Source organism: Larkinella harenae (assembly GCF_054780515.1).
The window spans coordinates 14,027-39,893 of sequence record NZ_BAAGWE010000006.1; the positions used below are offsets into that span (position 1 = coordinate 14,027).

Consider the following 25,867-nt stretch of genomic DNA (forward strand, 5'->3'; position numbering starts at 1 on the left):
CATGATAAAAGGATTGTTATTTGATTACGGCGGTACCATCGACACGAATGGCCTGCATTGGGGCGGGGTGATCTGGACGCGGTATCAGCAATACGGTGTGCCGGTCGATCAGGCGACGTTCAAGAAAGCCTACGCCTTTGGCGAACGGTCGCTGGCGATCAACCCCATCGTACAACCGAACCATTCGTTTTATGAGGTGTTGTTGCTCAAAACCAAGCAGCAATTCAGTTACCTGACCGCTAACGGTTTTGCGGTTGATGCAAGCGCAGTTGAAGAGATTGCGGCCGACTGTAACCAGTTTGCGCGCCAAACCGTTGCGGAGGCTAAACCTGTTTTAACGGCCCTGGCCGAACAGTATCCGTTGGTGCTGGTTTCTAATTTTTACGGAAATCTAAATACGGTTCTGGAGGAGTTTGGGATTCGTTCCTGTTTTAAAACCGTGATTGAGTCCGCCGTGGTAGGGGTTCGGAAACCGGATCCGGCCATTTACCAGCTGGGCCTGGATGATCTGCAACTACCGGCCGAAAAAACGGCGGTGATCGGCGATTCGTATACCAAAGATATGCGTCCGGCCCAGCAGCTCGGTTGCCGAACCATCTGGATGAACGTAGCCGGTTGGGAGGACACGCCTGGGGCTGCAACGGTTGGGGAAGCCGATGCCGAAATAGCGGATTTTGCTCAACTCCCCGGGCTGCTTGCCCAGTGGAAAATGCCGGTAAGCCGGTAACGAAATACATAAGAAATGCGACACAAACCTGAAAGAAGTATGTACGATATCTGCACCATTGGACACATTACGCTGGACAAGGTGGTGACCGGCCAGGTGGTCAATTTTATGCCGGGCGGAACCTCCTTTTATTTTACCAAAGCGCTGCGGCAGTTTGAGGTAAACTACAAATTGATCACGGCCCTGGCTACCAAAGAGAGCTACATTGTGGACGATATACGCCGGGATGGCATCGACGTTAGCGTTTTGCCCAGCGAGCATACGGTTTTTTTTGAGAACATTTACAGCCTTGATCAGGATTATCGGGAGCAGAATGTCCACCACACGGCCGCTTCCTTTGAGCTGGATGGCATGCCCGCCATCGACGCTACGATTTATCACTTGGGGCCGTTGCTCGCGGATGATATTTCGGTAGAACTGGCGAAAGCGCTGGCGCAAAAAGGCCTGGTGTCGCTGGATGTTCAGGGATATCTGCGGTATGTGAGCAATAAAAAAGTGCTTTACCGCGACTGGATTGACAAGCGCGAAGCATTGCCCTTCATTGGAATTCTGAAGGCCAACGAGCACGAAATGGAGGTCATTACCGGCAAGGAAGACCCGTATGAAGGCGCTCGATACCTGGCTGATCTGGGCGTTCGGGAGGTGATTATAACGCTCGGTAGCAAGGGTTCGATCGTTTACACGGGAAATGAGTTTCACCGTATTCCGGCGTTCGAACCATCGGCCATTGTGGATGCCACCGGTTGCGGGGATACGTACATGGCGGGTTATCTCTGGAAAAAAGTAAAAGGGGCATCGGTGCAGGAGTGCGGTGAATTTGGGGCGGCTATGGCGACGCTCAAAATCGAATCGTCCGGCCCTTTTTCCGGATCGGCTGAAACGGTAAATGACGTCCTGAAGAACCGCCGGGCAGACAATGCCAAAAACAAAAAGGCGTCGAAGGTATCATCCTGTCATTGAAAGACGCTACAGAACCGGAACGATGAAAAACGCGGGAATACTCATTTTATTACTAACGTGTCTGCTGGTGATGTTCAACGGGGATTTGGCGATTGCCCAAAAAGACGATCCGCGCCCCCGAACGCCGTTGAGCAATCCGGACACGTTTCCGGTTCCGAAAAAAAACGCCGGTTTTATGTTTTACATCCAGCGCGATCCGAACACCAACACAATCTGTTACGAACTGAATCTGGATAAGAAGGGGAATCTCGAAAAAAACAACCCGATTCACGGTTACTGGATTCGGTACCCGGAAGGAGGAATGCGAAAAGACCTGAACTTTATTCAGCGCAAATTTGCTTACGGCATCAATTCCAAATCCATCGGCAACGACAGTTACGAATTGCGTTCGGTGGCGTATTCCAAAATACCGTTGTATTTGCGGAAAGATGACAAGGATCAGTACCACGTTTATGTGGCGATTGATAAGAAAGAGTGCATTTTAAATCGAATATTTATTCGCATTGACGGCGGTACATTCTGGTCGCCCAATGTGCTGTATATTGAGCTGAAGGGCGTCAATCCAGCTACGGGAAAAACCGTTGTTCAACGCATAAAACCTTCCTGACATGGCTAAAAATTATGTCTCCAATTCACAGGAATCGACCCGGATGTTTAAAAGTGATTTCCTGGAAGTTTTCTCAAAAGTTCATTTCTGGGTGCCACTGGTTATTTATGTACCCTTTATATTCTTTCTGGCTTACCAGGGGTTGTTCGTCGTCGGGCTAGGCTGGCGGTTTCTGGTACTTTTTGCGGCTGGTCTGTTCATCTGGACCCTCACAGAATACGTACTGCACCGGTTTGTATTCCATTATGAACCCCGGAACAAAATTGGCCAGCGTCTCCATTTCATTTTTCACGGTGTACACCACGATTACCCCAATGATGCCAAACGGTTGGTGATGCCTCCCTCGGCGAGTATTCCGCTCGCGGCTGCGTTTTATTTTCTGTTCAATTGGCTGTTGCCGGCAACGTATAACTACGGTTTTTTTACGGGCTTTATCAGCGGATACCTGGCGTATGATATGATGCACTACGCGATTCATCACTATAATTTTAAAAGCAACCTGATGAAAAGCGTCAAGAAGCACCACATGCTGCACCATTATTCCGATCCGGCGCACGGATATGGCGTTAGCTCCGATTTGTGGGACCGCGTCTTTCAGTCGGGCTTCAAAAAATAAAAAGGTGTACCTCAATCGGTGAAAACAGGTATCGCCTGGTCTGGCCAAGACGGTTGCTCAAAATTTCCTTTGAAAATAGTACCTTAGTAGGATTTTTGAGTGCGTTATACGGTCCGACAGCTACTTGCGAATGATTCAGGCATTCTTCCGGCGATTCACCTCCTTTTTCTCCCGCTGGGAGTTTTGGTATCATATCCTGATGATGCCAATTCTATTTCCGATCGGCAACTATTATTTCATTGGGCCCCGGTATTTTAGCGATTGGCGGGTGTTTGGCATCGGTACTGCAATTATCTTTTTGCTGTACTGGCTGTCGGTTTTTACCCTAACGGTGGCGGTTCGCTGGGTAATCAACCGCTACCCGGACGCGCATCGATCGACCCACCGCACGCTGGTCATGCTCTTCATGGTGGGCGGACTTACGATAGGGCTGGCGCTTCTGGATGTTTTTGCATACAGCCTTTTTCCGAGTCTGGGTGTCCGGTTTAGCTGGTCGGCGGTACGACCTATCCTGATTCTGGGGCTTATTTTTGATCTCTGTTTCTGCGTAGCGCTGAACGTATTTTACACCTACAACCAGTGGCACCGTGACCAAACCGAAAACGAACAGCTCCGGCAGGCCACGCTTCAGCATCAGCTCGATACGCTGAAGATGAAAATCAACCCGCATTTTCTGTTCAATAGCCTGACCTCGTTGTCGTCGCTGATCGGCGAAGATCAGGAACTGGCCGAAAAATTTGTTGATCAGCTTTCGAAAGTCTACCGCTATCTGCTCCAGGCCAACACCCGCGAACTGGTTAACCTGCAAACCGAGCTGGAGTTTGTCGGTAATTATGCCAACCTGCTCCAGACCCGTTATCCCGCCAGTCTGCGGATCGATCAGGCTACCGATGCCATGTTGCTGGACCATCTGCTGCCCCCGTTGACGCTTCAGATTCTCATCGATAACGCCATTAAACACAACGTAATGAGCGCCAGCCGTCCCTTGTTCATTGACATTCAGACGACTCCGACGGGGCGCCTGATGGTCCGGAATAACCTCCAGCGCAAGGCGGTTAAAATGGATCTTTCGCAGGCAAAGCTCGCTACGCTGATGGATAAATACCGGCAAATGAATCGGGGAGAAGTCCAGGTGCTTGTTTCGGATACCCATTTCGAAGTATTGCTTCCGCTGCTGGCGGCTCAGTCAGTCAAGTCGTGATTGGCGCTGGGGAAGTTGACGGAACCAGCGGTCGTATTGTTTTTGATGAATTCAATACGAAAATAGTCCCATTTCAAAGGCTGCTTTTGTCAATTCAGCAAAAGTTTGTTACAGTTTAAGCCGTAAGTTCGTGCTCCGTATTCGTTCAGCTCGTAGTTTCAGGATATTAATCATCCTATGAGATCGTTTTTAGTCCGTTTACATCATCGGCTGCCGCGCCTTCGGAAACAGAGCCAATGGCATTTTCTGCTGTTGTTTCCGTGGTTTATTCCGCTCATTTCGTACTGGGTGGTGGGCGAACGGTATTTTATGGACGTGTGGACGTTTGTTGCAGCCACGGTTTTGAACCTGACCATTGCCAGCACTTGCCTTTTTACGCTTGATCAATTGACGCAGATTGTTGTTAACCAGTATCCGAACCTGGGGCAGACTTGGCAGCGGGTGTGGCGGTTGTTGCTGGTGTTTGTGCTGGTTACACCCCTGTTTATCATTGGCCCCATTTTTATCTATGATACCTTCCATTTGTTTGGGTATCACCACGATCCGGAGATGACGGGGCAAATTCTGCTGCTGAATCTGGCGGCCAACCTGGTGTCAGTCGGTATCGACGAAGGGGCGTATTCACTGAAGCGCTGGCGGGAAAATACACTCGAGAAGGAGCAGTTGAAAAAGGTAAATCTGCAACGGCAGTACGAAAGCCTGAAAAGTCAGGTTAATCCGCACTTTTTGTTCAATAGCCTGAACTCGCTGTCGTCGCTGATTGCCGATGAACCCGACCGGGCCGAAGAGTTTGTGGATGAAATGTCGAAAGTCTACCGCTATCTGCTTCAGACCAACGAAGGTGAACTGACGACGCTGGAAACCGAACTGGCATTTATTCAATCGTATTTTCATTTACTAAAAACCCGGTATGGAGCTGGTATCCAGATGGATGTGAAAATTGCCGAGCCTTATAGCACCTATCTATTGCCTCCGCTCACGTTGCAGATGCTGGTTGAAAATGCCGTCAAACACAATGTCATTCATCCCAACAAACCGTTGCTGATCGAAATAAAAACCACCCAGGTTGGCCGGTTGGTGGTTCGCAACAACTTACAGCAAAAAAACGGACGGGTGCCCTCCAATCAGGTTGGGCTGACCAATATCGTGGCCAAATACCGGCTGCTTTCCCAGAGTGATCCCATTGTTACCGCCGACAGCACGTATTTTACGGTGGCATTGCCTCTTATGGCCCCGGAAACCGCCTGAGACAAACGAAATCCAGAAAACCTGGGATGATCCAAACGCAACGCTTGAGCTGGCATTCTGATGATCATCCCAGGAACGGGGATTTGCGTTAATCCGTCAACCCAAGACTCAGGCGAATTGCTTTTTCCACCGGCCAGTAGCCTTTTTCCGCGTTTTCAATGAACAACTCCTGCCGAAGCAACAGTGGAGGCTGCGCCAGAAACCGGGGTTCGGTGCCGTGGTGGGGCTGGGCTGCGTGCGCCAGAAATGGATGACAGAGGTAAACTGTTCCGGCTTTTCCAGTGGCAACGGCTTGCGGTCGTTCCGGCAATTCCGGCAATTTCATGGCCAGTTCCATGAAGCTCAGCCCCGGCTCCCCGACTTCTTGCAGCACCCGGGCTACATCATGGTGTGAACCGATCCGAATTCGGGTAGGGGCGTCGTTTTCGTTTACATCCGAAAAAAGGAACAGCATCAGCAACGCTCGCCCTTTCGAGCGTACATTGACGCGCCAGTCAAAATAATTAGCAGGATCAGCTCCCGGAAAACTGGCATCGACGTGCCAGCCTGCGTCGCCGGGATCGGCATTCGACGGAAACCGCACCGGAAAGGTTCCCATACTCTGGCAGGGAACCCACCGGTCGGGGCCGACCAGTTGATCGAAAGCCCGGTGGAGAATTTCGGTGTTGGCCGCCTGGATAAACGGTTTTTGAGTGTACATGCCCAGCCGCACAACGGGCTGGGTCCAGGTGGATGGATCATCCGGACTTCCGTCTATATCCTGCCAGAGAATCGTTCTGGCCTCCTGAGCGATGGTGGAAGAGAATGCGTTATCGATGCGAACAAAACCGTCCTGAATGAATTGTTCGATTTGGGATTTATTAAGTCCTTCTGGCATGAGAATGTGTATTTTAAGTAGCCAATAAAAATCCAGGCCTTGTGAAAAGGCCGATTGTCGGAGCGACATCAGGAGGGATTTTTAAAGCATTGGAGCCATTCTCATCCGATAAAGGTAGGCAAAGCTGTGGAAAACCGCCAGCAAAATGGAAACAATGTTTTCTGTAAAACAACAACACCTGACAGCTCTTTAAAGCGTTGTCGCCCAGAGCTGTCAGGTGTTGTTGCGGTAATGCTTCGCTTGTGTGCGTAGCCTGTTACACCAGTTTTTCCTTAAGAAGCGAGAGGGTTCGTTCCCAGGCCAGTTTGGCGGCCGCTTCATTGTAGCGGGGCCCGGCGGTGTCGTTATGAAAAGCGTGCTGAGTTCCTTCGTATACATACAACTGGTATGGCACCTTCGCTTTTTTCAGCGCTTCTTCGTAGGCCGGGATTCCCGCGTTGATCCGTTCGTCCAGTCCGCCGTAATGCAACTGAACCGTTGCTTTTATTTTGGGTACATCAGCTACATCCGGCTGGCGACCATAGAAAGGGACAGCGGCTTTCAGGTCCGGGTAGTTAACCGCCAATTGGTTGGCCATGGCACCTCCCCAGCAGAAACCGACGCAGCCGAGTTTGCCGTTGCTGTCGGGCCGACTTTTCAGGTAATCCAGCCCTTTCAGGAAATTCTGTTTTGTTTTTTCAGCGTCTAATTTTCCGAACAATTCCCGCATCTGCGTTTCGTCCGGGGGCGTTCCTCCGGCAACCGACAGGGCGTCGGGGGCCATCGCCAGAAACCCGGCAACGGCCAGCCGCCGGGTTACGTCTTCGATATGCGGATTCAGCCCCCGGTTTTCGTGAATAACGACCACCGAACCGTACTTGCCATTGGCTTTGGGGCGGGCCAGGTAACCTTTCATGGTGGTGTCGACTCCGGGATAGGTAATGCGCTCGGTGATGATCCGTTCGTCCTGACTGGAAACGGTCTGGGCGTGGGCGTAATTAACTTCAAGGGTAGACAATACCGCCAGAGCCGCCGACATTCCGCCCGTTAGCCGGGCTAAGCGTTGCAGGAAAACATCCCGCTTCAGCGGTTTGTGCGTATACTTATCGAACAGATTGATAATGCGCTGATCCATCGGTTTTAGGGTTTAGACAGAAAGGTACAAAATAGTTTGTTAATGGGTTATGGTTTTGGAATACGGTTTTGGGTAATGATCGAGCAAAATCAGCAAGCGGTATAGCGATGCTGCATGAACGGAAAAGTGAGCCAAAGTTGGTGATAGGAGCGAAGCGGTATAAAAAAAGCAGAAATCCGATCGATTCCTGCTTTTGAAAGACAGCGTTGGCGAAATACTACGATTATTTGGCGGGCCGATCGGTATTTCCCGTTCCCTTTTTTCGGCGCGACGGGCTTTTCTTGGCGTTCATTCGGCGCTTCCGTTGAGGGTAAGCCCCGCCTTTTCCCGGATTGTATTCCAGGGTTTCGCCCAGATGAGCGGGCAACGAAACTTTGGTTACGGGGGTGCCGATCAAGCGTTCGATAGCGGCAAATTTCCGCTGTTCGGTTTCGCTGACGAAGGTGTAGGCAATGCCGGTGGTTTCGGCGCGGGCCGTTCGTCCGATTCGGTGAACGTAGTCTTCTCCGTCATGGGGTACATCATAATTGATTACCAGATCAATGTTGTCAATGTCAATACCCCGGGACAGAATATCGGTTGCCACCAAAATATTCAGCTTGCGGCTGCGGAAAGCCTGCAAAGCTTGCTCCCGTTCGGCCTGTTCGAGGTCCGAATGGATAGCCTCCGCCGAAAAACCAGCCTGTTTGAGCTCGCGGGTCAGTTGCTTGACGTTTTCTTTCCGGGAGCAGAAAATGAGGACCGACGGGAAGTTGTGTTCTTTCAGCAAATACTTGACGAGCGCAATTTTCTGCTTCTGGTAAAGAACAAACGCTTCCTGCACAATCTTGGCGGGCGGTTTGGACAGCGACAGCGTAATTTCTTCCGGCGCCTTCAGAATTTTTCGGGCCAGCTCCCGAATCTTGGGGGGCATGGTTGCCGACAGCAGCAGACTTTGCCGGTTGGTGGGCAGGAAGGAGATAATCTTAATGATGTCGCCGTAAAAACCCATGTCCAGCATTCGGTCGGCCTCATCCAGTACGAGGTACTGCAACTGGTCGATTTTGGCGTACCCCATGTTCAGGTGGCTGATCATCCGGCCCGGCGTACAGATCACAATGTCGGCGCCAACTGATAACGCCTGTCGTTCGGTGCTGTAAGACGCCCCATCGCCACCGCCGTATACCGCAATGGAACTCACCGACGTAAAGTAGGAAAAACCTTCCAGGTTCTGAGCAATCTGAATTGCCAGCTCACGGGTAGGCACAATCACCAGCGCCTTGATGTTGTCATCGGGACCCGCAGTCGTAATTTTATCTAAGATTGGCAACAGGTACGACGCGGTTTTGCCCGTACCGGTTTGCGCCGAGACAATCAGATCCTTGCCGGCCAGTATAAGCGGGATAACTTGTTCCTGTACAAGTGTGGGGGTATCGTAATTCATGGCGTCGATTCCTTCCATCAAGCGGTCATCGAAGCCAAAGTCTGAGAATTTCAAGTTTGAATCCTGTGTTTTTTGATTTTGGTCAAATAACAACATTGTACGCAGGAAAGCAAATTATGCTCAAGGATGTTATCATTCAGATTCCCATCAATGGGTTGGCGGATTGGCCGGGCACCGTGGGAAGCGGGCAGACCAATCCTATAGTCCTTAGTTGGTCTGGGTAAGAACAGGTCGATTTCCTCCTGTACGACCCTTCTTCTTTCCCTTTGATTCGCTTATTTTGCTTAGTTTTCATCATTATTTGATTATTCATTCATGATTCGTTTTTACGTCAAGGCCGTAGCGGTTTTGCTACTGTTTGCAACCTGCCAGCGCCCGGTTCAAAAACCGGTTACGCAGTCCACTCTCTATTACCCCGCAGCGGGTGATGCCTGGGAAACCCGTTCGCCCGGGCAGGTGGGAATGGACGCCGGTTTGCTGCAACAGGCGGTTGCGTTTGCACAACAGAAGGAAACCACCCAAATGCCGCCCGATTTTTCGACGCAGGAAGAAATCTTTGGCTCGCTGCTGGGGCCGGTGCCATCGAGTCGGGCCCAAACCAACGGGCTGATTCTACGGCACGGTTATATTGTAGCCGAATGGGGCGAAACGAGCCGCCCGGACCCTACGTATAGTGTCGCGAAAAGTTTTCTGTCGGTCCTGACGGGCCTAACCATTGATCGGGGCATGGTCAAAGACGTGTACGACCGGGTGGCGAACTACGTTCAGGACGGTGGTTATCAATCGGAGCAAAACCGGACAGTCACCTGGGAGCACCATCTTCGTCAGACGAGTGAATGGGAAGGTGAACTCTGGAATAAAAAACACGACTTTGTAGGAACGGCCGCTTACGGGCGCGGGGAGCGAAAGCCCCGGGCTTTGCAGCAACCCGGTACGTTTTATGAATACAATGATGTTCGGGTGAACCGGCTGGCTTTGTCGCTGTTGCGGTTGTGGAAAAAACCGTTGCCTACTGTGCTGAAAGATGAGATTATGGACCCGATTGGTGCTTCCAATACCTGGCAATACGTTGGCTATCCGAATGCCCGGGTAAAGATTGACGGCAAAATGATGTCGTCGGTCAGTGGAGGAACCCGCTGGGGCGGTGGCCTCTGGATCAACACCCGTGATGAAGCCCGGTTTGGTTATCTGGTGCTGCGAAATGGCCGCTGGCAGGATAAACAACTGATCTCCGCCAACTGGTTGAAGGAGTCTGTAAAGCGTGGAGCTGTTGGACCCGACTACGGTTACCTCTGGTGGTTGAACACCGAACGAAAAGCGTGGCCGAGTGCGCCAGCTACGAGCTTTGCAGCGATCGGGGCAGGGTCGAACACCATCTGGATTGATTCGGAACATGACCTGGTGATCGTGTGGCGATGGCACGATGGCAATCCCGACGAATTGATTAAACGCGTGCTGGCGTCCTTAAAATAACATAACCGTCCAATTTGAGTACCCATTTTTATGTCCACTCCCAAACCTGAAGTCTGGCAACGCGGATCCGTTCCCGGCATCCCGGCGTTGTTACAACCCGTTGCCCATGCCTTGTTGCAGGCCCGCGAAGACGTGACGGAGTTGATGAACGGTTTTCCGGTTCGTCATCTCTGGCAAAAACCGGCGGGCGTTGCTTCCGTCGGATTCCATTTACAACACCTTACCGGCGTTCTGGACCGGATTTTTACGTACGCCAGGGGCGAACCACTTTCGGCTGTTCAGCGCGATTGGCTCACGGCGGAAGGGAAGTCGTTCGCGTCGGATGACCCCGTTCGGGAGCTGGTCGAACGGTTTAGTCAGCAGGTAGACCGGGCTCTGCGTCAATTGGCACTGACTGATGAAAGCACACTGACGGATTTTCGGGGGATCGGGCGGGCTCAACTGCCTTCTACGGTCTTGGGGCTGTTGTTTCATGCCGCAGAGCATACACAACGGCACATCGGGCAACTACTGGTAACGGTTCGGGTGCTGCTTACCTATCCGGTATAAATCGGTGGGAGCAGCATGCGATCAGTTGGATGATTTTTGATCATCAATCCAGGCGGAAAATAAGTTTGTGCTGGTCGTTTATTGATTTCTTCGTCAAAATTGGGGCATCTTTGCAGCCATTCATTTTTGCCTTTAGCCCGCTATTTCATGAATTTTCAATCCCAGACTGCTATTGTTACCGGTGCGGGAATTGGTATTGGCTTTGCCATTGCCCGCAATCTGGCCCGCCAGGGTGCCGCTGTTTTACTCAACGATCTCGATGAAAAGTTGGCCCATCAGGCCGCTGCCACCATTCGTCAGGAAGGCGGCCGGTGCGTAGCCTATCCCGGTGATGTTTCCGAGGTGAGTTTTATCCAGGCGATGATTGACAAAACCGTTACTGAATTCGGGAAACTGACCATTGCGGTGGCCAACGCAGGAATTACCATTTTTGGTGATTTTTTTGATTACCAGGTGGATAACTTCCAAAAAGTGGTCGACCTGAACCTTCGGGGTAGCTTTTTCCTTACCCAATTGGCCGCGCGTCAGATGCGGCAGCAGAACGAAGGCGGCAGCATTCTGCTGATGTCATCGGTAACCGGTCACCAGGCCCACCCGGGACTGGCCGCTTACGGCATGACGAAAGCCGCTCTGGAGATGCTGGCGAAAACCCTCGTACTGGATTTGTCTCCCTGCGGTATTAACATCAATGCGGTTGCTCCGGGTGCCACCCAAACCGAACGGACCCTCGACGATCCTTCGTATGTGCCCGTCTGGTCGCGGATTACGCCCATGGGCCGACCGGCCACCGTGGAAGATATCGCCAACGCAGCACTTTTTCTGGTATCGCCCCAATCGCGGCACATTACCGGCCAGAGCCTCATTGTGGATGGCGGCTGGACGGCTGTCAGCCCTCCGCCTGCATAGACTGTTTATTTTTTGCCGAACGAAATCAGAACAACGCCCACTAAAATAATCAGGGCGGCCAGGATGGAATTGATCGTTAAGGATTCGCCGGCAAATGCCCAACCCAGCACCATGGCAACAACCGGATTGACATAGGCATAGGTAGAGACCAGTTGGGGAGGGGCATTTCGGGCCAGCCACGCAAAGGACGAAAAACCGATGATGGAACCAAAGATGATCAGGTAAAAAAGGGCACCAATGGCTTTCGTAGGAGCATCTCCAATACTGGTCAGGCTGACATTTTCGGTCAGCATGCTAAAGAGGAGTAGCACCAAGCCACCAACCAGCATTTGAATAGCGCTGGAAATCAGTTGAGAAGGAAGGGTCAGTTTGCCAGAAAGCAGCGTTCCAACGGCCCAGGAGATATTGGCCATCATAATCAAGCCGATTCCCAGCCAGATGGTCTCGGGCGAGGAAACACCAAAACCGGTTGGTTTGACCAGTAATGAAACACCAACCAGCCCAATAGCCAGCCCGGCCAGCGACAGATTGGTGGGGCGAATGTGGTTAAAGCTAATCCAGTTCAGCAGGATAATGAATAAAGGAACCGTAGCGGCCAGCAGCGCAGCAATGCTCGTTGGAATGTATTGCAGGGCAGCCGACATACTGCCATTGGCGATCGTGAGCAGCAATACGCCAATGATGCCGGCCGAAAACCATTCCTTTAGTTTGGGAGCCGGCGTGCCGGAAATCCGGGCATACAGGTAAAGAATCAGGCCCGCCGTGCTCAACCGCAAAGAAGCCATGTAAAGGGGCGGCATCTTTTCGACCATGAAGTGAATAAACAGATAGGTCGACCCCCACAAAACATACACGGAAGCCAGGGCTAGCCATAAGGTTAAACGGGGAGACTGAATTCTTTTACCAAGTGCCGGATCCATTGCATTACGGTTTGCTGCTACCTGAACAACAACAAAGAAATAGAATTATTTCCAGTACTGATCCTTAATATTTTTTAATGGAAGTGATGAATTTTAATAATACATAGAAGCCCCAATCGCTAGGAGATATCCTGGCCGATTAGTGCTGTGGCTACTACACTGGTTTTTTTGGCGTACGTCTACAGACGGTTCCGACAGACGCGACCGTGGATGGACGTGTGGACGGTTTGGTAATTCTTTGCGAATTAGAGAAAAAGTACGGTTTTCGGCGTTGAGAAGTCATCCAGCTTGCTGTTGTACAGGCTGGCGTCCAGCTCGGCAAGGAGCTGCTGGATAATGCCGTTCAGCCGGTTTTTGAATTTGCTGCTGAGGGTTTAACCCAGTCTTCCAATGGACTTTAGAAACTTCCGTTTCATCAATCAAAACCGTCAGGCTCAGTGGCGCAAGTTCGTAGTGTAGAAGAGTTGAATCAATCCCGGCACTAGACTTTTCTGTTTCGCTTCGCAGTTGCCAGTGGAGTAGTGACCAACCTGTTTTGCGCCTAGCTGGGTAATAGTTTCCAGTTCCTTCGCCGATAAGGTGTAGGATGCCATTCAGCTCCTCATCGGAAAGTAAGCCCTTTGAGTTCCTCAAATAAACAATGCAAAGTTCATTAATGAATAATAATAAATTCAATCATATGTAGCAAAAACAGTGTCTGTTCAACTACAAAGGGTTATACTTTTTCAAAAACTTACCAATGACGGTAACCGCTGATGCATTAGTTATAAGTTGGAGTGGTAAATACCGAAAACGGCACCTTTTCGGTGACTGTGAAGCGAAGCGTGTTATCGAACACCTGACGATAGCGGTAGATGTACATTATGTACAGTGAGTCGAACAGGGTTGGGTCAGGTGAGGTCTTTAACCGGCAGAAGAGTTCGTGAACGTATACGGTATCATTCATAGTGTAAGAAGTTTGGTAGTTGCAATTTGTTTACTCGTTGGTAATCGAATCAAACCAGCTCTTCAGGGGAGGGTATTGTTGCAGCAGTTGCTCAAAAAAAGCATCGGTTTGGCGATTGATTTCCTGTAGGGTTTTAATGTGAAAGCTGAATCGATGGATGGATTCGCCCTGGTGGTTGGAAATCCGGTGGGTAGCTGAGGGCAAATCCTGAAGCAGCTGGACAAGGGTACTGGTCAGGGAGTCCCTTACATTCGTTAATTGCTGGATGGCGTCTTCAGGAAGTAACCGATTGTCGATTTGGTTGAGCGCCAGGTTTAAAAAGTGATAATTCTGATAAATTTCGTCGACAGCTTGTCCCCATTCCGGTAACAAACGGTTTAATCGGACAATTGGATCAAGACTTTGGTAGTTACACATTCAAGGATCAGTTGGATTCCAGTAGAACAGATGAGCCTGCTGGCAAAAAATGAAACCAAGCCGCAGATTATTCATTTAGATACAGAAAGCCTCGAAAAGTAACAGAGAGTCGAGCGAGTCTGCTAAATAATTAGCTTGACAAGGCAGGCGGCTAAGATCCCCTTGAAACAACCGTCATTTTTTTTAATTGCCAGACGTAATGTTGTGGCTGTTTATCCCAGTAGTTCAACGCCCTGACAGATGGCAACTTGTCTGAAATTCATTCTGGGAAAGCATAAAAAAACAAACCGCCGGAAGCGATCAGCTTCCGGCGGTTTGGCTATCTCATACGAGATATATGTCTGCTTACTTACAAATCAGCAACCGCTTTTTTGATTTCGTCTTTCGTCTTACCTGTCTTCTGCTGGAGTTTTCCCCACATCTCATCTTCTTTACCTTCCGCGTAAGTCAAATCATCGTCCGTCAGATCGCCGTAGGCTTGTTTGATTTTACCTTTCAGTTCGTTCCAGTTTCCTTTGATGGTTGTCTCATTCATGATTGAAAATCATTTAGTGTGAAGTATAGTGATACAATTCCGATGAATTGTACTATAATAACCAGGCTCCTCCTACAATTGTTTTGAATAAGTTATGATTTTTAGGAAAACGGTTAATTGATGCGCGTCCAGGTCTGCGTTTTGCCAAGGAGGGAGATGCCAACGTAGCCTCTGACATCCAGGGTGTTCGGGTCTTTCAGGGTTAATTTGCAGCTGTATTCCTTGCCATCTTCCGGATTATAAATGGTGCCATCTTCCCATACTTTACCGCCATCGTAGGTAAAACTTTGCATGACATCCATCCCAATCAGGGGACGTGTACGCAGGGGAGCCTGGCTGTTTTTGGCATCGGTACGCGGTTTTCCGGTGGCCGGGTCGTTGGGTTCTTTCAGCCATACGATTTTGCCGTAGTACTTGTCGCCCTTTTTGTAGATTTGAATGTGACCCCGTTTGGTACCGTTCAACCAGGTACCGACTACAGCGTCGGGATTTGACTGGGGCGAAGAAGCAATTAAGGGGTTGATGAGCAGGGAAATAACCGCAATTACAAGAAACGATTTCATCGGTTTTTAAGTTGTTGATGGATTCCGTTGATTAATATTACAGTATTTAACGAAAAAATGAGTGAACTATGATAAAACTTGATCCTTCCAAAACCTATCCGGTTGAAACCGAATCCCGGACCATCGTTCGGTTTCAGGACTGTGATCCGTTGCAGCATCTAAACAATTCAAAATACTTTGATTATTACTTCAACGCGCGGGAAGATCAGGTTGCTACCCAGTATAACTTTAGTCTGTTGCAGTTGTTTCGCGATTACAAAACCAGTTGGGTGGTTTATCAGCATCAAATCGCTTATGTCCGGCCCGCCACAGTGAGTGAATGGATACGCATTGTGTCGCGAATTATCTATTTCGATGAGGACACGATGGTGACGGAATATTTTATGACCGACGATTCGCGCAAGCAATTGAAAAACGTACTCTGGATGACTTCCAAGTACGTTAGTGTCGTCACGGGTCGTCGTATTCCGCACGATCCTGAGGTGATGGAGTTTTTGCGCACCATTTCGCTGAAAGAGGTCGATTTTCATCATCTGAACTTCAACGAGCGCATCAAACAGATTAAGCAGGAGCTGGCCGAAGAAGGTTATGAAGGTCCGTTGGAGTAAATGACTCCCGTGGCTGATGCCGACAAAAAACCGTCTTGGTTGGTTAGTCCGAATGCCGGGTTGGTGACAGATTCTGTGCAATAACCTTAAAATAAATTGTAATTTGCGAACCGAATCCAATGGTCAATGACCATTCCGGATTTGGTCTAGTTTTATCTTGAGATAATCTATTTATTCCTATTGACTATGAGCGAAGTAGCCACCCGATTCAAGCCCGGTGTCGTAACGGGCGAGGGCGTCACCGAAATTTTCCGTCACGCCAATGAAAACGATTACGCCCTTCCGGCGGTCAACGTTGTTGGTACCAACTCCATCAACGCCGTTCTGGAAACTGCCAAAGTCGTTAATTCGCCGGTGATTATTCAATTCTCGAATGGTGGTGGTATTTTTTACGCTGGCAAAAGCCTGTCGAATACCAATCAGCAAGCCGCAATTGCCGGATCTGTTTCCGGTGCGCTGCACATTCATAACATTGCCGAATTATACGGTGTCCCGGTTATTCTGCATACCGACCACTGCGCCAAAAAATTGTTGCCGTGGATTGACGGTTTGCTCGAAGCCGGAGAGAAGCATTTTGATCAGACGGGTAAGCCCCTGTTCAGCTCTCACATGCTTGACCTGTCGGAAGAACCCATTGAAGAGAACATCGAAATCTGCGCCAAATACTTTGAGCGGATGGCGAAAATTGGCATGACGCTTGAAATCGAACTCGGTGTAACGGGGGGTGAGGAAGACGGTGTTGACAACACGGATGTTGACGATTCGAAGCTCTATACGCAGCCGTCTGAAGTGGCTTATGCTTACGAAGAACTCTCCAAAATTTCTCCGAACTTTACGATTGCTGCGGCTTTCGGAAACGTTCATGGAGTATACAAACCAGGGAACGTAAAACTGTCGCCCATCATTCTGAAGAATTCTCAGGACTACATCCAGGAAAAATTCGGAACCGGGTCGTTGCCGGTGAATTTTGTATTCCACGGTGGTTCAGGATCCAGCCGGGACGAAATCCGGGAAGCTATCCGGTACGGCGCTATCAAAATGAACATCGATACCGATATTCAGTGGGCCACCTGGGAAGGCATCAAGAATTATTACGAAGCGAACAAGGACTTCCTGCAAGGACAACTCGGTAACCCATCGGGTGCCGACTCGCCGAACAAAAAATACTACGATCCGCGGGTATGGCTGCGGAAAGGCGAAGAAAGCGTGATTGCACGGTTAAAAGTTGCTTTCGAAGACCTGAATTGCATCAACCGCCTGGCGTAATGGTGCAACGGAAAATGAATTAAAAGTTACGAACCGTACGGTTCGTAACTTTTTTTTTGCCTGAAACCGGACTGAATGATTCGTTTACTGAGAATGTCAAAACAAAAGGCATAAGCTGTCGTGTTAAGTAGGCAAATTTATGTGTAAAGTGCATTATGGCCACCATCTATACTCCCAAACAACAACGAATCCTCCTCATTGTCAGCCTAATCATTATTGCCGGTTTTATCCTGGTCGGGCTGCGGCAGTACACCATCGCCCTGCTGGGATCGGGTATTATTTACGTTATCTTCCGACCGTGGTTTGACAAACTGGTTCATCAGAAAAAATGGAATCGGCTGCTGGTTACCATCCTGTTAATTCTGTTTTCGGTCGTCGTGATCATTATGCCGTTTCTGGCGCTCAGCCTGTTGCTAATCAACCGGATACAATATTATAGCAAGAATACTGACCAGATTCTTCAACTCATTGAGAAGCTGGAGAAAGCCACCGGTATCCAGCTTACGGATCAGGCCAATGTCAAAAATCTGGTGCAGCAGGGGGCCGGTTTTGCCAGCAAGCAATTTCCGTCTATCATGAGTGGTACGCTGGACGTGGTGATCTCGCTGGGCTTGTTGTACGTGGGGTTGTACTTCATCTTCATGGAAGAAGAAAAATTTCTGAAAGGACTGCGTAAATACCTTCCTTTTGAAAATGACACGCTGGACCAGCTGGGTGAAGATTTGAAAAATATGGTGAATGCCAACATCTTAGGGCAGGCGCTGGTGTCGTTGGTGCAGGCGGTTCTGACGGGGCTGACTCTCTGGATTTTTGGCGTTCCGGATGCGGCTTTCTGGGGTACGGTTGCGTTCTTTTTCGCCTTTATTCCGATTCTGGGTACGCCCATCGTATGGGCACCAGCGGGAATTATTATGCTTTCGCAGGGCGAAACCGGAAGCGGTATCGGGATTCTGTTGGTGGGAGCGGTGGTCATCATCAACGTGGACAACCTGTTGCGGGTGGTGCTCGCCAAGCGCATGGGCGACGTTCACCCCTTTATCACATTAACTGGTATTGTGCTCGGCGTACCCGTTTTTGGTATTCTCGGACTGGTGATCGGGCCGTTGCTGCTGTCGTATTTTATGGTTTTGTTCCAGGTTTTTGAGAAGCAGAATCACCGACTCCGTCTGGAAGCCGCCAAGGAGAAGGAACAACTGGAACAGAAGGCAAAGCGAGCCGTATAGTCGCTACCGAACAGTCAGCTACCCGCTTGTAGTCACGGGTAGCTGACCCAAATCAGGCCTTTTGGTAGTGCAATTCGGTCAGGCCCCGCTCAAACGACCGGCTTTCCACAAATTGCCAGTAATGCGGTTTTTCCGTGGGCTGAAAGAGGGGAATGCCCCTGCCTAGTGTAATGGGGTGGATAAACACCTGCAATTCATCGATCAGACCTGCTTCGAGTAAAAGCGCATTGATTTGTCCTCCGCCGACCAGAAAAATGGCCTTCCCATCCTGTTGCTTCAACTGACTGACAAAAGCTGCTGGGTCGGTTGAAATAAATTCTACATAGGGTGCTTGCTGGGCTTTTGGGGTGCGGGTAAAGACGTAATTAGTCTGAGCCTTGTACGGAAAATCGCCGAAACCTTCAATTAATTTATACGTTTCGTTGCCCATCAAGGTTGTATCTACGGTTTCCATGAAGGCTTTATACCCAAAATCGCCGTCGGTATACAGCCAATCTATTTCTCCATTCGGCCCCGCAATGTAGCCATCCAAACTGGTAGCGATAAACAATTTTACGTTTCTCATGTGGTCGGTTTTTGGCAAAAATACTTGTCGCCTGAGGTGAAAAATTGTATAAAAATTACCCTATAAGCCATTTTTGGCAAAAATACTTGTCGCCTGAGGTGAAAAATTGTATAAAAATTACCCTATAAGCCATCGGCGCGAATGTAACACGGACTAGCGGGGTCGATGCAGCCGGCCAACACCTGGTTACGGTATTCGCCGGGTGTCAGGTTGGTAAGGGTTTTAAAATGGTGGTTGAAATGGGCCTGGTCGAAGAAATGATGGCGATGGGCCAGGCTAGTTAACGACTGGTTTGGATGCTGCGCTAGATCGGTGACGATGTTGTGGAGCAAATGGATACGCAGGAAGCGCCCGGGCGATATGCCAATGTGCTTGTTGAAAGCCGCCGTCAGGGATTTGGGGCTGATTCGGAGTTCACGGGTTAAATCGCGGATCATGCCGTCGTGCCAGTGCCGTTGCAGTAAATACTCAACGGCGTAGATAACGTACGCCGGAATATCCTGATCGGCAAACCGGTTGCTTAAAAACCGTTCGAGGAGCTTCAGCTTGGCAACTGGGCTGGTCTCGTTCCGTACCTGCTCGTCGATGGTCACCATAGTCCGCCGGAAAACCGTATCGCCCGGAACTACCTGATTGGTCAGCTCTGATGCGGGGATTCGGGTTAAGGCCTGCAATGCCCACGGTTTGAGAAAAGCCCCGAATGTTTCGTGCCGTCCCCAGGTACTACTGCGTTGCGGTTTTGTATATAACCCGCTGATCCAGTTAGGCTTGTTTTCAATCACAGGAGTGTTGCTTTCCTGATCCTGATAAACCGAAAAGTGATCCGATGTATTGAAGATAAGTTCATGCTGCAAAATCGGCAAACCAAGATCCTGCTGATCAAAATGATCGGCTGAAATGTACCAGAGTTTATCGACGAACAAACGGAGCGAATCGGGCGGCTCCTGAACGATCAACTGCATCACGTTAGCGTAAGTCACTTTACACTGAAAAAGTTCGTCAACAAAAAAACCTGGGAGGGTTGGAAGACTTCCCAGGGTTGAGAAAAAATACCGTTCATAAAGTGACTTTTTAAACCACGGTACGTCTAAGTAATTTTTTGTAAATGATTGAAAAATTGTTCAACTATTTTTCATCTCGGTTATTTTGGAGCGGTGCCAAACCAGATTGCCATTTCGGACATACCCCGGTTGTTCCAGGCATAATACGGAATTAGCGTGACCGGCTTTGGGCCAGCGGTTTTCAAAACCGTAAGACCGCCGAGCAAATCTTTCCGGAAAGTCGGTTCGTATTTTTGGTGCAGCGGCTGAGTGATGGTCAGAGCTTGCCCGTTGTTATCGACTCCCTCGGCGCAATAAACGATGGGCCCCCGTTCAATGGCTGTTCGACCCTTATTGGCTTTTACGTTCTCGTGGGCGACTACCTCCCGCACGGGCATGGCAAAGGTCAGCGTAACGACATCACCGGGCTTCCAGGTCCGGTATAATTTGACATAACCGTTCTCGGGTGTCACTGAAACCGCTTTGCCATTGACGGTCAGCTTAGTCATCGGCGGTTGTTGAGTGATGTACCGGTATAAATCGCCCGGCATAGGCTGGTTGTTGGTCCAGCCCGGAATGCGAATCAGCAGCGGAAAGGCAATCGCTTTCTTGGGAGAAACCGTCAGTTTGACTGCGCCATCCCACGGATAATTGGTCTGTTGCTGAATCTTGACGGCGGTTTCATGAACGGTTACGTCGGCCTGGCTGTCGGTAAACAGGTTGACAAACAGCTCGTTGTTACGCAGGGCATAGATGTAAGCCGGCAGCTGAGGTAAAAACCGCACAACGTTGCTGGGGCAACAGTTGATACCAAACCAGGGCGAACGCTCGGCGGGCAAACCGTTGCTGAGGGTTTTGGCGTTCGACGCCATCGGGTTAACGTAGAAAAACTTATTTCCTTCCAACGAAACACCACCGAGAAAACCGTTGTACAAAACCCGTTCAAAAACATCCATGTATTTGGCGTTGCCCGTCAGCAGAAAGAGCCGATGATTCCAGAGCAGGTTGGCCACAGCCGCGCAGGTCTCGGCATAAGCGGCATCATTGGGGAGCACGTACGGGTCATCGAAGGCTTCCCCGTTTTCGCGGGCTCCAACGCCCCCCGTTACGTATTGCTTGCGCGTGGTGGCATCGTTCCAGATTTTGAGCACCGCATCCATCAGGGCCTGGTCGTGCTGGATGGCGGCTAAATCCGTCATTCCGGCATAGAGGTATTGGGCTCTGACGGCGTGACCCACGGCTTCTGTTTGTTGCACGACAGGTTTGTGGTCCTGAAAATAGGCCGGTCCCAGGTTATGGGCATCCTGAAAAAGTGGCCGTTTGTCTCCGCGTCCGCGCATGTCAACAAAAAAGCGGGCCAGATCGAGGTAGCTTTTGGTACCGGTAACGCGGTAAAGTTTGACGAGGGCAATTTCGGTTTCCTCATGACCCGGAACCACAATCATCTGCCCCGGTTTGGGGCCGATTGTCTTCACCAGGTGATTGGCATTTTTGATGGCTATGTCCAGAAAGTTACGTTTGCCGGTTGCCTGAAAGTGGGCAATAGCGGCTTCGTACAGGTGGCCGACGTTGTAGAGTTCGTGGCTGCCGTTTTCAAACGAATACCGCGTTGGTCCGGCAATCCAGTCTTTCAGGCCCGTACTGTCCTTGAAAATGGTCCGGATGGTGTACAGGTAGCCGTCGGGTTCCTGAGCGGCCGCAAATAGGGTGATCAGACTGTCCAGATAACGATCCAGTTTGGCGTCATACCTGTTCTGAAGCGTATAAGCGGCCCCTTCCACAATTTTATACACATCGGATTCGTCAAACCGGATGCCATTGAAGGTTCCTTTTTTTAGGCCACCCGCCACGGCAAAGTTCTCGAATTTGCCGGTTTCTTCCAGTTTGTGAAAAGCGTGCGGCAGGCTGGTAATCCGGGCGGTTTCCATCCGGTCGTACCAGAAGCCCGACGGTATTTTTACGCTGGAAAGCGGAACGGCGGTGATGGGGTATTCCTGCGCAAAACTGATTTGAGAAAAACAAAAGAGGGTTGCAAACCAGATAAAACGAAGCATAGGATAGCAAGATGGATTGATACCAATAGGTTATTGATAAAACGTCCAGGTGGCGGATATGTTGGATCGAAAAAGTGAAGATCGGCTGGCGCAGCCTCTGGAAATCGGGTCAGCACGAAAGGACTTCGGGACCGTCCAGAACAATCAACCGGCCTTCAACGGAGTTGTAACCCATTTGTTGATAGAGGGTTAAGAAAGACCGCATTTTAGTATACTGGCTTTCGTCCGGCGTTTCGGCCAGGTAATTGACCAGGACGGTTTTTTCCGGAAAATAAATCACCCGGTTCGGACCGTTTCGTTGCGGTTTTCCACGACTGGCCAGAATACGCCGGTTGTTTTCGACCCGTTGACCGGGCATAAAAAACGGGCTGATTTCCGGATGGGCCAGTAACGTTTGCAGCGTTGCCCGCATGGGTTCCTGCTCCGAAGCCCGCAAGAGGCCATCCGCTACCAGGCGCCGAATGGCCTGCTCTGTATCGTTGGGTGTCTGGATCAGTAGTAGGGCGGTACTGACTTTTTGCCACCACGCCCGATTCTTTTCAAAAGTCGTTGCGTCAAGGGTGCGCTCGATGCGCCGGAGCCGCAGGGGTTGCGTTCCTTCCCGATTGCCAACCGTTACCGAAAATGGCGTGTGAATCAGGGATTGACGCTGTTGGGGCTGCGTCGAACAATCATGCAACGAATAGCTGAGTTGGTTTTCGTCCCATCGGCAGTCCCCCCGCAAATCGGTGAGGTACGTGTAGAGCCAGAAGTCGATGCCGCCGGCGTTTTTAAAACCGCCGTCTTTAGCGGGTGAGAAGTCCTGCTTGGCGGCCAGGATGTAAAGCCGGTCGGTGGGGCGGGTAAAGGCCACATAAACCAGGTTCATGCATTCGACAAACGTACGGTATAGCTCGTCCTGGTATTGATTCGCCAGGGGGGTGTCGGCCAGGTCTTTCCGCAGGGTAATGGTTGCGGTTTGCAACCGCCGGATTTCCTGCGCGCCAATACCCGGAATCGCCAGCTCTTCCAGTTCGCCGAGCGAGTCCAGTTCGGCCCACATGGTTTCGTTGGTGCGGGGTTTGTGCGACCAATCCGCGTACGGAATGATCACAACGGGGTATTCCAGCCCTTTCGATTTGTGAATCGTCTGAATCGTCACGGCATCCTGATCCGGGGGGGCTGTCACCGACACTTTTTCCTGCGCGGTTTCCCAATACGTCAGAAAATCTGAAAGATGGCTGCTGTAGCGACTGCTGTAGGACAGCACTTCATCCATGAATCGGAACAGATACGCGCTGTCGTGATCGTAGAGATCGAAGTAATCCGCCAATTTTTCGGCTAATTCATAGATACTAAGCTGTTGCAGGGCTTCCGGATCAAGCGGGGCTTTGTCGATTTTAGAAATCAGACCAAAAATATCACCCTCGTCTTCGGCTTTGGCCATCTTGTCCATGAACTCCATCCAGTCGGCATTGGGCAGATTGGGGTTGATGAGCCGGTGGTACAGAAACAACATGTCGTAGCGCACCATCCGGTTTTCGGGCTGATGCAACAATTGCAGCAGGGAGACGAGAAAGCGTACCCGCTCCGACGACTGGAGGGTCAGGGAATCTTCCGACGTCAGCGGAATGTTGTTGTCTTCCAGAAAGTCTGCAATGCGCCGGGCATTTTTTTTAAACCGGCACAAAACCGCAATATCACCGTATTGGTACCCATCGGCCACGGCTTTCCGAATCAGGGAGAGGGTCCGTTCTACCATCTGTGCATTGAAATCCGGCACGTCTTCCCCCTCAGTTTTAGCCGAAAACCGGTCAGGTTTCTCAATAAAATCGATCTGGACATGCCCCTGAACACCTGCTTTGGCCGATGCCTGCCGAAACTGCTCGTCAAAGACTTCCGTTACTTTCTCAAATTCGGTATCGGCGTAAAAATCAGCCATAAACCGAAAAAAGCGGTTGTTGAACTCAACGATGGATTCGGCGCTGCGCCAGTTGGTTGCTAGCCGGTCGGGGCGCAGGTGGTATTGCAAACCGGCCAGGCGTTCCTGGGTGATTTCACTTGTTTCGTGGGCCGTCAGCAGCGGGTCGAGCTTGCCACTGTGAAGGGCCACAATCTGGTCCATGTCACCCCCGCGAAACCGATAAATGGCCTGCTTGGCATCGCCCACGGCCAGGTTAAACCGTTCGTAGGCCAGGTTGTTGTCAATGAGTGGCAACAGGTTGGTGAATTGGAGTTTGGAGGTATCCTGAAACTCGTCGATCAGGATGTGGTGAAACTTTTCACCCAGCCGTTCATAAATGAACGGCACGGGTTCGCCCGTCACCACTTTCAAAATCAAGCGGTTGAATTCCGAGATGTGAATACGGTTTTGCTCGCGGAGCAATTCGTCACATTCCTGCTTGATTTGTTTCAGCAGGGCTACTTTCTGCAAATGCTGCTCAATGGCATCGAACGTCTGATACCGTTGCCGGTGCTCCTGCCGGATGGCTTCAATCTGTTCGATGTAGTGCCGCAAGGACTCTTTGATTGCTTCGATCTGGAGCTGCTCGGGCGTCAGGTTTTTCTTGCCGGAATGCCAGATGTCGTCGTCAATGGCCTTTCGGACGTACGAATTGGGATCTTCCGGAAAACCGTCAAGCGATGTCCGTTTTTTGAAGTACGTCCCAACCCCTTTGTCGCCGTAATAAAAGGCTTTATCGCTGATACCAGCTTCCCGGATGATTCGGTAGCCGTTCTGAGCCAGCTGTTCGATCAACTGTTCAACTTCCCGGTTTTTGGTCCGCAGGTTACGCCGGATGGTCCGGAAATGGTCGGGATTGAGTTCTTTCAGTTTCTGAACAAATTCATAGTTTCGGTCGCCCAACTGGCCTTTGGAAAAATCGGCGAGGGTTCCGGCCAAACCGTGCCAGCTTTTGCCGTCAGAGGCATTCTCCAGGTAGAACTCTTCCAGCGCTTCCGACAGGTACGGGTGGTCTTCCTGTCCGGCTTTTTCAATCAGCCGGTCAATGGCCGTTTGCAGCACCCCCTCGGTATCCATTTCTACTTCAAAGCTGTATGGCAACTCCAGGTCGTCGGTAAAGGCCGTGACGACGCGCTGAACGAAGCTGTCGATGGTCAGAACCGAAAAGGCGGAGTAATCGTGCAGAATGGCGTGGAACGTTTGCCGGGCCCGGTTTTGCAGTTCGGGCGCTTCAATTTTCAATTCTTTGACCAGAATCGCTAATTGGGAGTTGGGATCGCCGGACGCAATTTTCTGAAGTTGTTCCAGAATCCGGTCTTTCATATCACGGGCGGCTGCGTTGGTAAACGTAACGGCCAGAATGTGCTTAAACTGGTGGGTTTCAAACGTTTTTTGCAGGTCGGTCCGGTCCCGTAGCGCCAGTTTAAGGTACTCTTTGGTCAGGGTGTACGTTTTTCCCGAACCGGCGGATGAACTGAAAATCTTGAACATTTGAAACGCGAAGAAAAAAGGAGGGAGGGAAGTGAAGCCGAACGTTCCCGTTCCCTCCGCGGTTATAAATTCAACCGAATTCCCAAACCCGACTGAAGGCCGAGAAAAAACGGGGCCGGGATCACCTCCACGTAGGCACCGGTTTCCAGGAAGATGGAAAACGATTTATTGGGCGGAAAATACTCGAGACCCGCAACCCCCGATCCGCCCACCGAAATGGTGTTGTCCCAGGCATTGACCGTACTGAACATATCCGGATAATACCGTCGGCTGTTCACTTGCCCCCCGAAGCCATAATAGTAGTGCAGGCTTTGTGATTTGGCAATGGCACCGTGCCAGAGGTAGTGCCCCTGAACACTCAGCCCGACACTCTTGTAAACCCCCTTGCGGTAACTGCGCCGGTTGCCATAGATACCGCCGTAGCTTCCCACATTCAGGTCAAAGGCGTGGTTGTCGCCAAAGTACTTGCGAATATTGACACCCGAAGGTTCCCCAATGCGAAAACCGATGGCCCAGTTGTTGGTTTGCGCGTGGGTTTGGTGATTAATGGCAAGGCTAATCCCTAAGAAAAGCAACAGCGAGAGCGCTTTTTTCAT

At 50.5% G+C, this 25,867-nt stretch carries 26 protein-coding genes; 12 read left to right on the forward strand and 14 right to left on the reverse strand.

From position 1 onward, the window contains the following. Position 1 precedes the first annotated feature (1 nt). The 6 genes from ACYVH9_RS23645 to ACYVH9_RS23670 all read left to right on the forward strand — a co-directional run bounded on the left by ACYVH9_RS23645 (position 2) and on the right by ACYVH9_RS23670 (position 5,359). Positions 2–727: an HAD family hydrolase gene (locus ACYVH9_RS23645; protein ID WP_460638887.1), complete on the forward strand. Its 726-nt coding sequence runs from the start codon at positions 2–4 to the stop codon at positions 725–727. A 39-nt stretch (positions 728–766) separates the two neighbouring features. After that, a complete protein-coding gene (locus ACYVH9_RS23650) occupies positions 767–1,687 on the forward strand; it encodes a PfkB family carbohydrate kinase (RefSeq protein ID WP_460638888.1) in 921 nt (306 codons plus the stop codon). A gap of 22 nt (positions 1,688–1,709) precedes the next feature. Next, complete coding sequence (locus ACYVH9_RS23655) at positions 1,710–2,294, forward strand: DUF4833 domain-containing protein (RefSeq protein ID WP_460638889.1); 585 nt, start codon at positions 1,710–1,712, stop codon at positions 2,292–2,294. 1 nt (position 2,295) lies between these two features. Beyond that, on the forward strand, positions 2,296–2,910 hold the full coding sequence (locus ACYVH9_RS23660) for a sterol desaturase family protein (RefSeq protein ID WP_460638890.1): 615 nt from the start codon (positions 2,296–2,298) through the stop codon (positions 2,908–2,910). Positions 2,911–3,040: 130 nt separating this feature from the next. Beyond that, positions 3,041–4,111 carry a sensor histidine kinase gene (locus tag ACYVH9_RS23665; RefSeq protein ID WP_460638891.1) on the forward strand — a complete coding sequence of 357 codons (1,071 nt, stop codon included), beginning with the start codon at positions 3,041–3,043 and terminating at the stop codon, positions 4,109–4,111. A 177-nt stretch (positions 4,112–4,288) separates the two neighbouring features. After that, positions 4,289–5,359, forward strand: coding sequence for a sensor histidine kinase (locus tag ACYVH9_RS23670; RefSeq protein ID WP_460638892.1), 1,071 nt, complete (start codon positions 4,289–4,291; stop codon positions 5,357–5,359). Positions 5,360–5,447: 88 nt separating this feature from the next. Here ACYVH9_RS23670 and ACYVH9_RS23675 read toward each other — a convergent pair whose 3' ends face one another. The 3 genes from ACYVH9_RS23675 to ACYVH9_RS23685 form a co-directional block, all read right to left on the reverse strand. After that, the gene (locus ACYVH9_RS23675; RefSeq protein WP_460638893.1) at positions 5,448–6,236 is read right to left on the reverse strand and encodes a phytanoyl-CoA dioxygenase family protein; all 789 of its coding nucleotides are present in this window, start codon (positions 6,234–6,236) and stop codon (positions 5,448–5,450) included. 256 nt (positions 6,237–6,492) lie between these two features. After that, positions 6,493–7,350: a dienelactone hydrolase family protein gene (locus ACYVH9_RS23680; protein ID WP_460638894.1), complete on the reverse strand. Its 858-nt coding sequence runs from the start codon at positions 7,348–7,350 to the stop codon at positions 6,493–6,495. Positions 7,351–7,573: 223 nt separating this feature from the next. Then, on the reverse strand, positions 7,574–8,827 hold the full coding sequence (locus ACYVH9_RS23685; protein ID WP_460638895.1) for a DEAD/DEAH box helicase: 1,254 nt from the start codon (positions 8,825–8,827) through the stop codon (positions 7,574–7,576). A 261-nt stretch (positions 8,828–9,088) separates the two neighbouring features. On the opposite strand from ACYVH9_RS23685, the gene ACYVH9_RS23690 reads away from it, so the two are divergent. The 3 genes from ACYVH9_RS23690 (at position 9,089) to ACYVH9_RS23700 (ending at position 11,701) form a co-directional block, all read left to right on the forward strand. Continuing rightward, positions 9,089–10,246 carry a serine hydrolase domain-containing protein gene (locus ACYVH9_RS23690; protein WP_460638896.1) on the forward strand — a complete coding sequence of 386 codons (1,158 nt, stop codon included), beginning with the start codon at positions 9,089–9,091 and terminating at the stop codon, positions 10,244–10,246. A 30-nt stretch (positions 10,247–10,276) separates the two neighbouring features. Further along, positions 10,277–10,795, forward strand: coding sequence for a DinB family protein (locus ACYVH9_RS23695; protein WP_460638897.1), 519 nt, complete (start codon positions 10,277–10,279; stop codon positions 10,793–10,795). Positions 10,796–10,942: 147 nt separating this feature from the next. Next, positions 10,943–11,701 (forward strand): SDR family NAD(P)-dependent oxidoreductase, encoded by a 759-nt coding sequence (locus ACYVH9_RS23700; RefSeq protein WP_460638898.1) that lies wholly within the window; start codon positions 10,943–10,945, stop codon positions 11,699–11,701. 5 nt (positions 11,702–11,706) lie between these two features. On the opposite strand, the gene ACYVH9_RS23705 is transcribed toward ACYVH9_RS23700, so the two are convergent. The 6 genes from ACYVH9_RS23705 to ACYVH9_RS23730 all read right to left on the reverse strand — a co-directional run bounded on the left by ACYVH9_RS23705 (position 11,707) and on the right by ACYVH9_RS23730 (position 15,082). Continuing rightward, entirely contained in the window at positions 11,707–12,621 is a 915-nt protein-coding gene (locus ACYVH9_RS23705) for an EamA family transporter (RefSeq protein ID WP_460638899.1), read from the reverse strand. 279 nt (positions 12,622–12,900) lie between these two features. Continuing rightward, positions 12,901–13,296, reverse strand: a complete 396-nt coding sequence (locus ACYVH9_RS23710) for a hypothetical protein (RefSeq protein WP_460638900.1) — start codon at positions 13,294–13,296, stop codon at positions 12,901–12,903. A gap of 85 nt (positions 13,297–13,381) precedes the next feature. Further along, positions 13,382–13,567 carry a hypothetical protein gene (locus ACYVH9_RS23715; RefSeq protein WP_460638901.1) on the reverse strand — a complete coding sequence of 62 codons (186 nt, stop codon included), beginning with the start codon at positions 13,565–13,567 and terminating at the stop codon, positions 13,382–13,384. Positions 13,568–13,597: 30 nt separating this feature from the next. After that, on the reverse strand, positions 13,598–13,984 hold the full coding sequence (locus ACYVH9_RS23720) for a hypothetical protein (protein ID WP_460638902.1): 387 nt from the start codon (positions 13,982–13,984) through the stop codon (positions 13,598–13,600). A gap of 349 nt (positions 13,985–14,333) precedes the next feature. Beyond that, the gene (locus tag ACYVH9_RS23725; RefSeq protein ID WP_460638903.1) at positions 14,334–14,519 is read right to left on the reverse strand and encodes a CsbD family protein; all 186 of its coding nucleotides are present in this window, start codon (positions 14,517–14,519) and stop codon (positions 14,334–14,336) included. Positions 14,520–14,632: 113 nt separating this feature from the next. Continuing rightward, the gene (locus ACYVH9_RS23730) at positions 14,633–15,082 is read right to left on the reverse strand and encodes a DUF2147 domain-containing protein (RefSeq protein WP_460638904.1); all 450 of its coding nucleotides are present in this window, start codon (positions 15,080–15,082) and stop codon (positions 14,633–14,635) included. 68 nt (positions 15,083–15,150) lie between these two features. On the opposite strand from ACYVH9_RS23730, the gene ACYVH9_RS23735 reads away from it, so the two are divergent. The 3 genes from ACYVH9_RS23735 (at position 15,151) to ACYVH9_RS23745 (ending at position 18,179) form a co-directional block, all read left to right on the forward strand. Next, positions 15,151–15,690: an acyl-CoA thioesterase gene (locus tag ACYVH9_RS23735; RefSeq protein WP_460638905.1), complete on the forward strand. Its 540-nt coding sequence runs from the start codon at positions 15,151–15,153 to the stop codon at positions 15,688–15,690. Positions 15,691–15,876: 186 nt separating this feature from the next. Then, positions 15,877–16,956, forward strand: a complete 1,080-nt coding sequence (fbaA, locus tag ACYVH9_RS23740) for a class II fructose-bisphosphate aldolase (protein WP_460638906.1) — start codon at positions 15,877–15,879, stop codon at positions 16,954–16,956. A 155-nt stretch (positions 16,957–17,111) separates the two neighbouring features. Next, complete coding sequence (locus ACYVH9_RS23745) at positions 17,112–18,179, forward strand: AI-2E family transporter (protein WP_460638907.1); 1,068 nt, start codon at positions 17,112–17,114, stop codon at positions 18,177–18,179. Positions 18,180–18,231: 52 nt separating this feature from the next. Here ACYVH9_RS23745 and ACYVH9_RS23750 read toward each other — a convergent pair whose 3' ends face one another. The 5 genes from ACYVH9_RS23750 to ACYVH9_RS23770 form a co-directional block, all read right to left on the reverse strand. Next, a complete protein-coding gene (locus ACYVH9_RS23750) occupies positions 18,232–18,744 on the reverse strand; it encodes a dihydrofolate reductase family protein (RefSeq protein ID WP_460638908.1) in 513 nt (170 codons plus the stop codon). A gap of 122 nt (positions 18,745–18,866) precedes the next feature. Beyond that, positions 18,867–19,724 (reverse strand): helix-turn-helix domain-containing protein, encoded by an 858-nt coding sequence (locus ACYVH9_RS23755; protein ID WP_460638909.1) that lies wholly within the window; start codon positions 19,722–19,724, stop codon positions 18,867–18,869. A gap of 161 nt (positions 19,725–19,885) precedes the next feature. After that, a complete protein-coding gene (locus ACYVH9_RS23760) occupies positions 19,886–21,838 on the reverse strand; it encodes a glycoside hydrolase family 127 protein (RefSeq protein ID WP_460638910.1) in 1,953 nt (650 codons plus the stop codon). Between the two features lie 109 nt (positions 21,839–21,947). Next, positions 21,948–25,271, reverse strand: a complete 3,324-nt coding sequence (locus ACYVH9_RS23765; RefSeq protein ID WP_460638911.1) for a UvrD-helicase domain-containing protein — start codon at positions 25,269–25,271, stop codon at positions 21,948–21,950. Between the two features lie 62 nt (positions 25,272–25,333). Next, positions 25,334–25,867, reverse strand: coding sequence for a hypothetical protein (locus ACYVH9_RS23770; protein WP_460638912.1), 534 nt, complete (start codon positions 25,865–25,867; stop codon positions 25,334–25,336).

What these genes read in the sequence shown, in the direction of transcription:
- ACYVH9_RS23675 (WP_460638893.1), bottom strand. Translation starts at nt 6,236, where the DNA reads ATGCCAGAAGGACTTAATAAATCCCAAATCGAACAATTCATTCAGGAC.
- ACYVH9_RS23720 (WP_460638902.1), bottom strand. Translation starts at nt 13,984, where the DNA reads ATGTGTAACTACCAAAGTCTTGATCCAATTGTCCGATTAAACCGTTTG.
- ACYVH9_RS23655 (WP_460638889.1), top strand. Translation starts at nt 1,710, where the DNA reads ATGAAAAACGCGGGAATACTCATTTTATTACTAACGTGTCTGCTGGTG.
- ACYVH9_RS23750 (WP_460638908.1), bottom strand. Translation starts at nt 18,744, where the DNA reads ATGAGAAACGTAAAATTGTTTATCGCTACCAGTTTGGATGGCTACATT.
- ACYVH9_RS23665 (WP_460638891.1), top strand. Translation starts at nt 3,041, where the DNA reads ATGATTCAGGCATTCTTCCGGCGATTCACCTCCTTTTTCTCCCGCTGG.
- ACYVH9_RS23760 (WP_460638910.1), bottom strand. Translation starts at nt 21,838, where the DNA reads ATGCTTCGTTTTATCTGGTTTGCAACCCTCTTTTGTTTTTCTCAAATC.
- ACYVH9_RS23680 (WP_460638894.1), bottom strand. Translation starts at nt 7,350, where the DNA reads ATGGATCAGCGCATTATCAATCTGTTCGATAAGTATACGCACAAACCG.
- ACYVH9_RS23695 (WP_460638897.1), top strand. Translation starts at nt 10,277, where the DNA reads ATGTCCACTCCCAAACCTGAAGTCTGGCAACGCGGATCCGTTCCCGGC.
- ACYVH9_RS23660 (WP_460638890.1), top strand. Translation starts at nt 2,296, where the DNA reads ATGGCTAAAAATTATGTCTCCAATTCACAGGAATCGACCCGGATGTTT.
- ACYVH9_RS23725 (WP_460638903.1), bottom strand. Translation starts at nt 14,519, where the DNA reads ATGAATGAGACAACCATCAAAGGAAACTGGAACGAACTGAAAGGTAAA.
- ACYVH9_RS23645 (WP_460638887.1), top strand. Translation starts at nt 2, where the DNA reads ATGATAAAAGGATTGTTATTTGATTACGGCGGTACCATCGACACGAAT.
- ACYVH9_RS23735 (WP_460638905.1), top strand. Translation starts at nt 15,151, where the DNA reads ATGATAAAACTTGATCCTTCCAAAACCTATCCGGTTGAAACCGAATCC.
- ACYVH9_RS23650 (WP_460638888.1), top strand. Translation starts at nt 767, where the DNA reads ATGTACGATATCTGCACCATTGGACACATTACGCTGGACAAGGTGGTG.
- ACYVH9_RS23745 (WP_460638907.1), top strand. Translation starts at nt 17,112, where the DNA reads ATGGCCACCATCTATACTCCCAAACAACAACGAATCCTCCTCATTGTC.
- ACYVH9_RS23705 (WP_460638899.1), bottom strand. Translation starts at nt 12,621, where the DNA reads ATGGATCCGGCACTTGGTAAAAGAATTCAGTCTCCCCGTTTAACCTTA.
- ACYVH9_RS23730 (WP_460638904.1), bottom strand. Translation starts at nt 15,082, where the DNA reads ATGAAATCGTTTCTTGTAATTGCGGTTATTTCCCTGCTCATCAACCCC.
- ACYVH9_RS23765 (WP_460638911.1), bottom strand. Translation starts at nt 25,271, where the DNA reads ATGTTCAAGATTTTCAGTTCATCCGCCGGTTCGGGAAAAACGTACACC.
- ACYVH9_RS23715 (WP_460638901.1), bottom strand. Translation starts at nt 13,567, where the DNA reads ATGAATGATACCGTATACGTTCACGAACTCTTCTGCCGGTTAAAGACC.
- ACYVH9_RS23700 (WP_460638898.1), top strand. Translation starts at nt 10,943, where the DNA reads ATGAATTTTCAATCCCAGACTGCTATTGTTACCGGTGCGGGAATTGGT.
- ACYVH9_RS23770 (WP_460638912.1), bottom strand. Translation starts at nt 25,867, where the DNA reads ATGAAAAAAGCGCTCTCGCTGTTGCTTTTCTTAGGGATTAGCCTTGCC.
- fbaA (WP_460638906.1), top strand. Translation starts at nt 15,877, where the DNA reads ATGAGCGAAGTAGCCACCCGATTCAAGCCCGGTGTCGTAACGGGCGAG.
- ACYVH9_RS23690 (WP_460638896.1), top strand. Translation starts at nt 9,089, where the DNA reads ATGATTCGTTTTTACGTCAAGGCCGTAGCGGTTTTGCTACTGTTTGCA.
- ACYVH9_RS23670 (WP_460638892.1), top strand. Translation starts at nt 4,289, where the DNA reads ATGAGATCGTTTTTAGTCCGTTTACATCATCGGCTGCCGCGCCTTCGG.